11 protein-coding genes are annotated in these 11420 nt (G+C 72.2%); 3 read left to right on the forward strand and 8 right to left on the reverse strand.

Translation table 11 applies throughout. From position 1 onward, the window contains the following. Positions 1-68: 68 nt before the first annotated feature. Both FRAQA3DRAFT_RS03825 and FRAQA3DRAFT_RS03830 read right to left on the reverse strand, forming a co-directional pair. Positions 69-680: a recombinase family protein gene (locus FRAQA3DRAFT_RS03825; protein ID WP_051054138.1), complete on the reverse strand. Its 612-nt coding sequence runs from the start codon at positions 678-680 to the stop codon at positions 69-71. A gap of 296 nt (positions 681-976) precedes the next feature. Next, the gene (locus FRAQA3DRAFT_RS03830; protein WP_009737757.1) at positions 977-2251 is read right to left on the reverse strand and encodes an enoyl-CoA hydratase/isomerase family protein; all 1275 of its coding nucleotides are present in this window, start codon (positions 2249-2251) and stop codon (positions 977-979) included. 354 nt (positions 2252-2605) lie between these two features. On the opposite strand from FRAQA3DRAFT_RS03830, the gene FRAQA3DRAFT_RS03835 reads away from it, so the two are divergent. Continuing rightward, positions 2606-3136, forward strand: coding sequence for a class I SAM-dependent methyltransferase (locus FRAQA3DRAFT_RS03835; RefSeq protein ID WP_051054140.1), 531 nt, complete (start codon positions 2606-2608; stop codon positions 3134-3136). 17 nt (positions 3137-3153) lie between these two features. Here FRAQA3DRAFT_RS03835 and FRAQA3DRAFT_RS03840 read toward each other — a convergent pair whose 3' ends face one another. Beyond that, positions 3154-3558 (reverse strand): hypothetical protein, encoded by a 405-nt coding sequence (locus FRAQA3DRAFT_RS03840; protein WP_009737758.1) that lies wholly within the window; start codon positions 3556-3558, stop codon positions 3154-3156. Positions 3559-3748: 190 nt separating this feature from the next. On the opposite strand from FRAQA3DRAFT_RS03840, the gene FRAQA3DRAFT_RS03845 reads away from it, so the two are divergent. Together FRAQA3DRAFT_RS03845 and FRAQA3DRAFT_RS03850 are read left to right on the forward strand one after the other, a co-directional pair. Next, positions 3749-5107: a M20/M25/M40 family metallo-hydrolase gene (locus tag FRAQA3DRAFT_RS03845; RefSeq protein ID WP_051054141.1), complete on the forward strand. Its 1359-nt coding sequence runs from the start codon at positions 3749-3751 to the stop codon at positions 5105-5107. 107 nt (positions 5108-5214) lie between these two features. Further along, a complete protein-coding gene (locus FRAQA3DRAFT_RS03850) occupies positions 5215-5664 on the forward strand; it encodes a hypothetical protein (RefSeq protein ID WP_009737760.1) in 450 nt (149 codons plus the stop codon). A 163-nt stretch (positions 5665-5827) separates the two neighbouring features. Here the strand turns inward: FRAQA3DRAFT_RS03850 and FRAQA3DRAFT_RS03855 are convergent, their stop codons facing one another. The 5 genes from FRAQA3DRAFT_RS03855 to FRAQA3DRAFT_RS03870 form a co-directional block, all read right to left on the reverse strand. After that, on the reverse strand, positions 5828-6031 hold the full coding sequence (locus tag FRAQA3DRAFT_RS03855; protein ID WP_009737761.1) for a DUF5703 family protein: 204 nt from the start codon (positions 6029-6031) through the stop codon (positions 5828-5830). A gap of 268 nt (positions 6032-6299) precedes the next feature. Then, a complete protein-coding gene (locus FRAQA3DRAFT_RS36620; RefSeq protein ID WP_009737762.1) occupies positions 6300-6767 on the reverse strand; it encodes a hypothetical protein in 468 nt (155 codons plus the stop codon). Then, a complete protein-coding gene (locus FRAQA3DRAFT_RS36625; RefSeq protein WP_009737763.1) occupies positions 6758-7459 on the reverse strand; it encodes a hypothetical protein in 702 nt (233 codons plus the stop codon). The genes FRAQA3DRAFT_RS36620 and FRAQA3DRAFT_RS36625 overlap by 10 nt, the downstream gene beginning before the upstream one ends. A 275-nt stretch (positions 7460-7734) precedes the next feature. Further along, the gene (locus FRAQA3DRAFT_RS03865) at positions 7735-9498 is read right to left on the reverse strand and encodes a glycosyltransferase family 39 protein (RefSeq protein WP_009737764.1); all 1764 of its coding nucleotides are present in this window, start codon (positions 9496-9498) and stop codon (positions 7735-7737) included. Positions 9499-9889: 391 nt separating this feature from the next. After that, positions 9890-11386, reverse strand: coding sequence for an NAD(P)/FAD-dependent oxidoreductase (locus tag FRAQA3DRAFT_RS03870; protein WP_009737765.1), 1497 nt, complete (start codon positions 11384-11386; stop codon positions 9890-9892). Positions 11387-11420 lie beyond the last annotated feature (34 nt).

Here is an 11420-nt window from a genome sequence, read left to right on the forward strand (position 1 = left end):
CCCTCTCTCTGGAGGAGCGAGGATGCGGTACGTCCGCTGATCGCCTCCGCCGCCCGGTCCCCGGAGGGCTACCTCGGAACCTCCCGCCCGCGCAAGGGACGCACAGCGCCCAGCACGGGATGCGTACGGCCCGCGATCACTCCGCCGATCGCCCAGCGGATCACTTCCGCCTCATCCGGGCGGACCGTCATCCCATCCTTGTCGTAGCCGAACGGGCGCCGCATGCCCCCATGCGGAAGACCCGCCTCAGCGTTCTGCAACATCTTCCGCCGGATCCGGTCCGAACGATGTTCCGACTCGTAACGCGCCAACCCCCCGAGGATCCGAGCATGCAACCGGCCCTCACCGGTCGACAGGTCAACCCGACCGCCCTTGACCGTCTCGATACGCAACCCGGTCTGATTCGCCAAATCGACGATCTCTTCGAGTTCCTTCGGGTTACGGGTCAACCGGTCCACATGCCAGATGAGGAGAAAGTTCCACCGGCCCGACGCGATCCCGGACAGCAACTCCTTATACCCCGGACGCCGCTTCCGTGAATACGCCGACACATCGTTGTCCGTCACGACCTCCGGACGCGGCATCCCCAGCCGATCCGCCACATCGTTCAAGTCCGCAGTCTGACGGGCAACCCCCAGACCCGCGCCCTCCCGATCCAGCGAGATACGAACATACCCCACCGGACGCAACAGCCCGACATTTGAACCAGCAGAGACGAAAGGATCAGTAATCGTTATAGGACTATTCTAAAACGAGCAGTGCCTCAATTGAACTATGAGACACGCGGTGGTCATCTGACAGGCTCGATGCGGTCCCTGCCCGCCGGGGTGACGCCCGAGCAGCGGGTCGCAGCAGAACAGGCCCTGCTCGGCTTCGCTCGCACCTTCGACCCCTACCAGCTGGTCGAACTCGCCGCCCGGCTGACCGGAGGTCGACCCGAGCCGCCGCGAGCAGGCGGCTGCCAGCGGGTCGACGGTCAGCGGCCGGCGTCCGGGGCGGCTGCGAGGGCGGCGGTGAGCGCGGCGGCGAGGCCGAGATCGACGTCGACGGGGGCGAAGAAGCGGTCGACGTCGGCCGGATCGACGTCGTCGAGGCGGGCCGGGGACCAGCGGGGGTTGCGGTCCTTGTCGACGACGGCCGCCCGGATGCCCTCGACGAGGTCCGCCGTCGCGAGGGTCGCCCGGGCCAGCCGGTACTCCTGGTCGAGCGCCGCCTCCAGGCTCGTCATCGACCGGGCGGTCCGCAGCGCGCGCAGCGTGACGGCCAGCGACGTCGGGGACTTGCCGGCGATCTCCGCCGCTGCGGCGCCCGCCGCCGGTACGGGGCTCGCCGCGAGCGCCGCGACGATCTCGGTGACCTTGTCGCCGCGGTAGAGCTCGTCGATCCACGCCCGGTCGGCGGTGAGCCGGCCGGGCGGCGGGGTGTGGGCGGCGAAGTCGAAGGCGGCGATCGCGGCGGCCGGGTCGGGCGCGCGGCGCAGCGTGTCGAGCAGGTCGGGGAGGCGATCGGCGGGCAGGTAGTGGTCGGCGAGGCCGGCGGTGATCGCGTCGGCGGCGCCGATGCGGGCGGCGGTCAGCGCGAGGTGCGTCCCGAGCTCGCCGGGGGCGTGGGACAGCAGCCACGTGCCGCCGACGTCGGGGATGAAGCCGATGCCGACCTCGGGCATGCTCAGCACCGACCGCTCGGTGACGACGCGGACCCCGCCGTGCGCCGAGACGCCGATGCCGCCGCCCATCACGATCCCGTCCATGATCGCGATGTACGGCTTGGGGAAGCGGCTGATGCGGGCGTTGAGCCGGTACTCGTCGGCCCAGAACGCCAGCGCCCGCTCGGGCGTCCCGGCGAGCACCGCCTCGCGGATCGCCCGGATGTCCCCGCCGGCGCACAGCCCGCGCTCGCCCGCGCCGTCGATGACGACCGCGGTCACCGTCGGGTCGTCCGCCCAGTCCCGCAGCGCCGCGTCGAGCAGGTCGACCATGGTCCCGGTCAGCGCGTTGATCGCCCGCGGCCGGTTGAGGGTGAGCCGCCCGAGCCGCCCATCGCGCCCCTCCCGCCGCACCAGCACGTCCGGCTGCACCAGCACGTCCGGCTGCACCAGCACCTCCGGCTGCGGCGCCGGTGCCGTCCCGGACGCCGAACCGGTGGGGTGCGGGGCGTGCGCCGCGTGCGGGGACATGGATGCGCCATCCTTCGGGTCGAGGAGCTTCGGGTCGGGAGGCATCGGCTCGGAGTGCATCGGCTCGGAGTGCATCGGCTTGGGAGGCGTCGGGTCGGGGAGCCCCGCGCGTCAGGGCACGTTGGGGAACGTCGGTGACTGCCGTTCATCCTGCCGGCCCGGGGCCGCACGCGGTAGGGATCGCCCCCGGCCGCCGTGGAACAAGCCCGGCGGATCCAAAGTCGATGTCGTGGTCGGCGATTTCGCCGACGTCGCCATGTATGACCGGGGCCAGCGCGTGCGGGTGGACGATCTGGACGGGGAGACGACGCGCCTCAGCGTCTCGCTCCACGATCCGGGCTCCCAGCGGGTCCGCAGCCACCACCTCACGATCGGGTCGGACGGGGTGCGCACCTATCCGATCGACATCCGGTATGCCTGGCCGAGCGAGTGGACGCCCGGTTCGTCGTGGCCGACGTGTACGACGCGGCGCAGGCGCTGGACGGCGAGACCTTCGACGTCGTCTACACGGGCAGCGGGGCCCTGCCCTGGTTGCCGGATCTGCGCCGGTGGGCCCGGGTGGTGGAACGTCTGCTCGCGCCCGGCGGGTTCCTCCACCTGGCCGAATCCCATCCGTTCGCCCACACCCTGGACGAGGCCGCGGGCACCACGGTGGCCTCCGACTACTTCGACGAGGGTCCGCACGTCTCGACCGAGGCGGGTAGCTACGCCGATCGGCTCGCCGCCACGACGCAGAACACCACCGTGCAGTACGAGCACCGGCTCGGCAGCGTGATCTCGGCGATCGCCGGTGCCGGGCTGCGGATCGAGTTCCTGCACGAGCACGACCTCGCCTTGTTCGCCCAGTTCGATGCGCTGGTCCGCGGCCCGGACGGCTTCCGGCTGCCCGAGGGGCGTCACCGGGTGCCGCTCATGTATTCGCTGCGGGCCGCCAAACCTGGCCGCCCGGTCGCTTCATAGCCCACGTCGAACGCTGATCAGCCAGTGCGCGCCCGGTTCCGCTGGCCGTGGGCGTCCGTTCGACCGTGGGCGTCCGTCCGGTTCCGGGCATGGGTCCGTCGGCCGGCGCGTCGCCGCGCGCTGGCGGGCGCCGCGCCTTCGAGCCGCCGCACCGGCTGGCGTTCACCTGGGGCGGCGACGAGCTGCGGGGTCGACTCCCGCCCGCCCATGGTGGGGGTGCCCTGGCCCTCGACCAGGCCGTCGGGGACGTGCCGGGCCGGGCGGGGGCCGACCGGCAGCGAATGGGCGGGGCGCAGGCTCGCCGCGATCCGCCACACGCCCCGGTAGCCGTGCGCCAGGCGGAAGTGGTAGTCGAGGTCGCCGGTGCTGGGGAAGCGGGCGGTGCAGGCGAGGTCGGTGCGCGGGCACGGATAGATGGTCACGGGGACCTCCCACTGGCGCAGTCGCGGTCGCCGCCGTGGATCACGCCTCGGACGATCACGCCTCGAACGATCACCGTGGGGCCACCTCGGTCGGGGACGCGGCGACGCAATGCTGCTGGCCGGCTACGGCAATGTTTCACGGTACGGGCCACGGCCGGCATACGCATCCCCGGCGGAGCAGACTGGTGGCATGCCTAGCGCGCCGTCATCGTCCCCCGACCCGACCGGTGGCATCCGGCTGCCGGTGACCGCACCGGACGCCGAGACCGAGGTGGTCGAGCTCTGTCGGGAGATGCTCCGCTTCGAGTCGGTCAACCGCGGCAACGGCGACGGCCACGAGCGCCCGATCGCCGAGTACGTCGCCGCGAAGCTCGCCGAGGTGGGGATCGAACCGACCATTCTGGAGTCGGAGCCGGGGCGCACCAGCGTCGTCGCCCGGATCGAGGGCACCGACCCGTCCCGCGCGCCGCTGCTCATCCACGGCCATCTCGACGTGGTGCCCGCCGACGCCAGCCAGTGGCGGGTGCCGCCGTTCGCGGGCGAGGAGGTCGACGGCTGCCTGTGGGGGCGCGGCGCCGTCGACATGAAGGACATGGACGCGATGACCCTGGCGGTCGTGCGCGACCTCGCCCGCTCCGGCCGCCGGCCGCCGCGTGACCTCGTCGTCGCCTTCCTCGCCGACGAGGAGGCCGGCGGCGTGCTCGGCGCCCGCTGGCTCGTCGAGCACCATCCCGACCTGTTCGCCGACTGCTCCGAGGCGATCGGCGAGGTCGGCGGCTTCTCCTACACCGTCTCCGACGACCTGCGGCTCTACCTCATCGAGACGGCCGAGAAGGGCCTGGCCTGGATGAAGCTGACCGCGTCCGGCCGGGCCGGGCACGGGTCGATGATCAGTGACGACAACGCGGTCACGGCGCTGTGCGAGGCGGTGGCGCGCCTGGGCCGCCACGAGTTCCCGCTGGTGCTCACGCCGACGGTGCGGGTGTTCCTCAACGAGCTGGGGGAGGCGCTCGGCATCGAGTTCGACCTCGACGACCTGCAGACCACGGTCAGCAAGCTCGGCCCGGTCGCCCGGATGATCGGCGCGACGCTGCGCAACACCGTCAACCCCACCCAGCTTCAGGCCGGCGAGAAGGTCAACGTCATCCCGGGCGAGGCCATCGCCTACGTCGACGGTCGCTACCTGCCGGGCCAGGAGGAGGAGTTCATCCGCCAGCTCGACGAGATCCTCGGACCGGACATCCGCCGCGAGTGGGTCGTCCACGACGGAGCCGTCGAGACCGGTTTCGACGGGGCGCTGGTGGAGGCGATGGCCGCCTCGCTGCGTGCGGAGGACCCGATCGCCCGGCCGGTTCCCTACATGCTCTCCGGCGGGACGGACGCGAAGTCGTTCTCCCGCCTGGGGATCCGCTGCTTCGGCTTCTCCCCCCTGCTGCTGCCCCCGGACCTGGACTTCTCCGGGATGTTCCACGGCGTGGACGAGCGGGTGCCGGTCGACTCCCTGCGCTTCGGCGTCCGGGTCCTGGATCGCTTCCTGCGCGCCTGCTGACCCCGAGCCCCCGCCTGCCCCGCCCGCGGGGAATCCCGGGGACTTTCCTGGCCGTTCTTCGCAAACTGTTACTCATCGTGTAATTGTTAACGTCGTTACGTGACATCATGGTGGGTGTGACCGACGACGCACTGTCCGCTTTCGGCCTCGGTCTCGGCCCGCCCGTGGAGGCCGAGCCGGACCGCCCGGCGGTCACCTTCGCCTACCTCGTCCAGGTCAGCCCGGACGGCAGCCGGTGGGTGGCCGACCGGACGGAGCCGTCCGGCGGTTTCGAACACAGCCCGGGGACCGCGGCGCAGGTCGCCTGGCAGGTCCTGCACCGTCGCTTCGTCCAGTTGCGGGCCGACGAGGACGCCCGGTGGCGCGACCTGTGGTTCCGCGCCGACGTCTGGTCCCTGGGCCGACCCGCCGGCCCGGACCGCGCCGGCCAGCCGGACACGCCGGCGGTCCCGGTCGGTTGGGCGCTGTCGGGGCGGCATCTCCAAAGCCGCGGAATCGTCCCGGACGCCGTGGAGGTGCGCACTCCCGCCCAGGTCCGCCGCGAGGTCGGCCGCTGACCAGCGACGGCCGGCCGGGAGTGGCGAGGCCTCGGCGAACGGCGAGGCGCGTCGCGCGGGGGCAACGCCGGATGGCGGGGCGGCGCCGGATGGCGGGGCGGCGCCGCGTGGTGGGGCGACGGGCGTGGGCCGTGTCGCGCGGCGTTGGGTGGGAGAGGCGGCCTCAGGTGGGCAGGTAGCCGGGCAGGCCGCCCGGGCGCCGGCGGCGGCGCAGTACGACGCGGCGCGACCCGTCCGGGAACAGCCGCAGGCGTTCCAGCTCCCAGTCGCCGAACTCGGCGTGCATCGTCAGGATCTGGACGGCCGCCCGGCGGTCCGTGCCCGGCGGCATGTACAGCTTCTGGTATTCCAGCTCGACCCCAGCCAAAGCGACCTGACCTCGACGTTGCGGACGATGGGACGTTGCGGACGGCGCGACGTGCGGATGTCCCGTCCCGGCGGGGGCAGGACCACCGCTCGGTCCCACCACGTTAACCGTCCCGCTACCTCCCGCAAGGGTTCTCGGCGCGATGGGGGCCCGGCTGTTGCGGGTTCGTACCGACCTGCCGATCATGGCACGTCGGGACGGGCCGACGCGCGAGCGACGCTCGAGGAACCTCAGAGCACGTAGGAGGTCTCAGGGCACGTAGGAGGTCTCAGGGCACGTAGGAGAGGGTGAAGGCCAGCGTGGCGTAGAGCGTCATCGCCGCCGTCGAGGCGACGAGCGCGAACGTGAAGACCTCCCGGCGGGCGGTGACCAGCGCCGCGACCAGCAGGAACGGGAAGGCGCCGTACACGTAGCGCTCCGCCGAGTCGAGGTTGCTGCCGGTGAGTACGGCCGCGAGCACCAGCGCGCTCCACAGCACGTAGGAGACCGGCAGCCGCCGGGCCATCACCACCAGGGCGACCAGGGCCAGCAGCAGCCACGGCACGTGCAGGCCCGTGCCCAGCTCGCCGGAGAAGGCCCCGCGGGCGGCGTGCCACAGCACCGACAGCGGGTTGCCGGTGCTGCCATGGCGGGCCTCGTCGCGCTGGAGGGTGAACGGCGCCAGGCCGTCGCCGTAGGTCCGGGCCGACCAGAGCACGTAGATCGCGGCGCCGGCCGGTGCCGCGATCAGGGCCACCAGCCGGCGTAGCAGCTCCCGCCCGCCGACGCCGCCCGCCGGCGCGGGGGCGGGCCGAGGCGGCGCAGACCCGGCCAGGGCAACCCGCGGGCGGCCTCCACGGCGATGGGGATGGCCAGCAGCACGCCGAGCGGCCGGCAGAGCCCGCCGAGCAGGCCGGCTACGGCCGCGAGCTCCCACCGGCCACTGCGCGCACCGAGGAACACCGCCACGGCCAGGAGCCCGGCCAGTGCCTCGGCGTACCCCATGACCAGGACGAACGCGGGTGGTGCGAGGGCGGTGAACCAGATCAGCCGGAAGGTCGCGTCGGAGCCGAGCCCCTCGATGCGGGCGAGGCGGACCAGCAGCAGGGCGAAGCCGAGGGCGCACAGGTTGACCAGCAGCAGCAGCACGATGCCGACGTGGCCGCCGGCGCCCGGCAGGTGGGACAGGGCCCGCACCAGCATGGGCAGCAACGGGAAGAACCGGCGGCTCTCGTCACCGGCGCCGCTGTAACCGACCTCGGCGATCGTCCTGTACCAGCCGGCGTCCCAGCCGAGCAGGTCGGTGGTCTGCAGCCGGGCGCCCTGGTCGCCGCGGGCGTTGTCGGCGATGAACTTCGTCATCGCCAGGGCGGCGCCGACGACGAGCCGGGCGGCGAGCCAGGCGAGCACGACCTCGCGCAGGCACCACGGGTCGTCCCGGGGGACCACGGCGCGTCGTCGGGATGTGGTGTGCCGGCGGGACCCGGCGCCCCGGCGGGATGTGGTGCGCCGCCGCGACGCGGCTCGGCGGTCGCCCGGGACTGAGGGGTCGCGTGGGACTGAGGGGTCGCGCGGGGTGGCGGGGTCGAGCGGGGAGACGGGGTCGAGCGGGGAGACGGCGGGGTCGTGCGCAGTGACAGCGGGGTTCTGCGCGGGGGGCGTCCCCGTCCCGGTCGCCGGGCCCGGCTGCGGTCCGGAGTGGGCGGACGTCCCCCGCGCGCTGGTCAAGACGCCTGGAAGCGCAGCAGCGAGTAGTTCTCGTACACCTTCGCCGGCAAGCCCTGCTTCATGACCTCGTCCGCGTGCGGGCGGGCGTTCTGCAGGGTCGCGCGGACCACCGTGCACAGCTCCTCGTAGGTCCGGTAGGAGCCGGAGCCGGCGAGGAAGACGGTGTGCTGCGGGCCGGCCTCGTTCAGCGCGCGCCGCGCGATCGCCTGGCCGTCGGCGCTTTCGTTGCGCTCCTCGTAGTCGACCCAGTCGACCCGGTCCGGTGGCGCGTAGGTCGGTACCACGTACACCTTCATCCACGGCGGCACGGTGCGGGCGAGCCCCGGGCCGAGCTGGTCCGGGCAGACCAGCATGACGTCGCCGGGCCGGGCGAGCCGTTCGAGTACCTGGGCGGCCTCGCCGGCCTGTGAACGTTCCCGCTGGACGTCGGAGGTGCCGGCCAGCAGGCCGACCAGCGCCGCGACGGCGATGACCCCGTGGAACACCCGCCGTTCCCCGATGACCGTCGCACCGAGGCCGATGACGAGCAGGAAGGGGACGAAGGCGGTGGCCGTGTACCGGTCCGCCCAGGCGTTGCCGACGAGCTTGCCCGCCGTGACCGCGACGACGAGGGTGCCCGTCGCCAGGAAGAACATGGTGCGGCCCGGTTCGAGGCCGCGCAGGTCGATCAGGACGAACCGGCTGCCGCGGCTGCGCCCGGCGATCCCGGCGGCGGCCAGGCCCGTGATGAGGAACAGCAGCAGCCGGCCGAGCGTCGTCGGCCCGCCGGCCCACTGGCCGTAGGCGTGGGAGATCGCCGCGTAGCTGGCCGGCTCGCCCCAGGGGGTGCCGGTGTGGGCGAGCTGGTCGAAGAAGTTCGGCAGCCACGGGGAGAAGACGATCGCGCCGCCGACGATGCCGAGCAGCCCGTAGACCGGCCCGCGCCGCTGCGGCGTCAGGTACCGGCCGGAGGAACGATGGCTACGCGTGCCGCCCGGGCGGGCTACCGGCCCGCGGTCGGCCGCCCCGGCTCCCGGCCTCGGAGCCGACGCCGGCCCGGTGGGCGAGGAGACCGGCCCGGTCGGCGACGCCGCGCCGAGCTGTCGGGAGCGGCGAGCGCGGTACCAGGGCCGCAGAGTGAGCAGCCCGATCAGCCACACCGCGACGGTGAGCAACAGGTACAGGCACCAGTAGTGGGTCAGCGCCAGGCAGCCGGCGGCGAGGGCCAGGCCGATCACCGAGCGTACCGACGGTGCCCGCAGCACCCGTTCCAGGGCGAGCCCGCCGAGCGCGGTGAGCAGCACGATGAGGCTGTACATCCGGGTCTCGGTGCCGAAGTACAGCGCGAACGGCGAGGTCAGGTACAGCACAACGGTGACCTTCGCCGCGCGGGCGTTCACCACCCGGCGGCCCAGCAGGAACAGCGGCCACGCCGCGGCGATGTTGATCAGCGCGGACAGGGACCGGACGGCGAGGTTGCCCTCCCCGAACACGGTGATCCACCCGTGCAGTACCAGGTAGTACAGCGGCGGTGAGCCGTCCTGCAGCAGGCCGTCCCACATGGTCACGCCCGACCCGCCGAGGGGGAGCCGCGCGATGGCGACGCTCTGCGCCTCGTCCAGCCACAGCGCCTGGTCGGCGGTGAAACGCACGATGACCGCGGCGGCGACAAGCACCCCCATCACCGCGGCGAACACCCGCGCCGTGCGGTCGGGTGCGTCCCCGACCTGATCGACCGGCTCGGGGAGCTGCTCCGCCGGCCGGACCGCGACATCCGTCACGGTCAGTCCCTTCCGTCCACGTTGCCCGCGGTGCGGCGGGTCAGCCGGGCCACGATCGGCCGACCAGGCAGGTGCGCACCCGGTGCTGGTCTCGTGCGGCAGCTCCCCGCGCCGCGGCAATGCCGGGCGGGCGCGGGGGGCAGACCGCGGATTGCGTGAGGTGCCGGGGCGGTGGGCTGGCCACTGTGCCGCCGCCAGGGCGCGCCGGGTGGGCGCCGCGGAGCGTACCGTCCCGCATTCTGGCCGGGTCCGCCGCCGACGGCACGCCGGACGCGGCCGTCCGCCGGCGATCGAGGATCCCGGCCGGGTCTTCCGTCGGCCGCGCGGCGGCTTGGCCCACCCGGATGTCCCGGAGGGCCGAGCCGCCGCGCTCAGCCGGTCGGTCCGGGCGTCAGCGCTTGGCCGCGCCGCCGCCGGGCGACGACACCTCCTCGTGGTAGTCCTCCTCGACGTTGACCTCCCAGACGTCGTGCTTCGTACCGTCGACGATGTTCTCGACGGTCAGCATGGCGGTCAGCATCGAGTGGTCCTGGTTGTTGTAGCGGTGCATGCCGTTACGGCCGACCGGGTGCACGTTCGGCGCGTTCTCAGCCAGCCAGGCCCGAATGATATCGACATTGTTCTTGTACTGCATGTCGTAGTACGGGTACGCCTTCGGCATCCGCACGACGAATCCCTGCTCGACCTGGGACGCCCGGATGAGCCCGAGCTCGACGAGTTCCTTGGTGGCGAGCTTGATGAGGTCCTCGTCCGAGCTGCTCCACGTCTCGTCGCCCTCGAAGACGAAGTACTCCAGCCCCAGGCAGGTCCGCCCGTCCTTCACCAGGAACGGCGACCAGGAGGCGAAGTTCTGGATCCGCCCGACCTTGACCGTGGGGGAGTGGATGTAGATCCAGTTGTCCGGGAACCCGGCCTCCTCCGGCACCACGAGGGCGACGGTGAGGAAGTCGCGGTACTTCAGCGCGTTCGCCGCGGCCAGAACGTGGTCGGGCACCGGCGGGTCCATCACGCGAACCAGCGACGAGAACGACATCGACGAGATGATCTGGTCGGCGGCGTACTGGTACTCGCTGCCGATGTCGGTGCGCGACGATTCCGGCGCGCCGGCCCCCGGGCCGTATCCGCCGGTCACCGTGGTGGTGACGCCGGTCGCCCGGCCGTCGGCGTGGTGGATCTTGCGGACCTTTTCCTCGAAGACCACCCGACCGCCCTGCTTGACGATCTTGTCGGTGGCGGTCTCCCACATCATTCCGGGCCCGAACTTCGGGTACTGGAACTGCTCGATGAGGGAGGTGATGTCCGTCTGGTTCCGCTTGGGCATCACCGAGTTCACGATGGCATTCATCATGGACAGGCTCTTGATGCGCTGCGCCGCCCAGTCCGAGGGCATCTCGCTGACCGGAACGCCCCACAGCTTCTCGGTGTAGGTCTTGAAGAACGTGCGGTACAGCCGCCAGCCGAAGCGGGCCACCAACCAGTTCTCGTAGTTGCTCTGGTCCTGCGGCGGGCGCACCCGGGCCGCGGCGTAGGAGGCGATGCAGCGCGCCGCCTCCAGCAGGCCCAACCCGCCGAGCGCGTTCGTCGCCTTGAGCGGGTAGTCGAAGAACTTCCCGTTGTAGTAGATGCGGCTGGACCGTGGCCGGAGCAGGAAGTCCTCGTCTGGCAGGATCTCGTGCCAGAGCTTCTCGACCTCGGGCACCTTGGTGAAGAAACGGTGGCCGCCGATGTCGAAACGCCAGCCGTCCCGCTCCGCGGTACGGCTGATTCCGCCGACGACCGAGTCACCCTCGATAATCGTCACGGGCACGTCCCGTTTCACCAGCTCCCAGCCGGCGGTCAGACCTGCCGGCCCGGCTCCGATGACGACTACCTCTGGCTTTTCGGTCACTGTGCCGGACCTCTCCTCAAAACACCTTCATGGT

The sequence above is a fragment of the Frankia sp. QA3 genome (genome assembly GCF_000262465.1).
GTDB lineage: Bacteria > Actinomycetota > Actinomycetes > Frankiales > Frankiaceae > Frankia.

Bases quoted from the DNA above. Each gene is read 5' to 3' on its own strand.
- FRAQA3DRAFT_RS03830 (WP_009737757.1), bottom strand. From the start codon at position 2,251: ATGCACTCCGAGCCGATGCACTCCGAGCCGATGCCTCCCGACCCGAAG.
- FRAQA3DRAFT_RS03845 (WP_051054141.1), top strand. From the start codon at position 3,749: ATGCCTAGCGCGCCGTCATCGTCCCCCGACCCGACCGGTGGCATCCGG.
- FRAQA3DRAFT_RS03850 (WP_009737760.1), top strand. From the start codon at position 5,215: ATGGTGGGTGTGACCGACGACGCACTGTCCGCTTTCGGCCTCGGTCTC.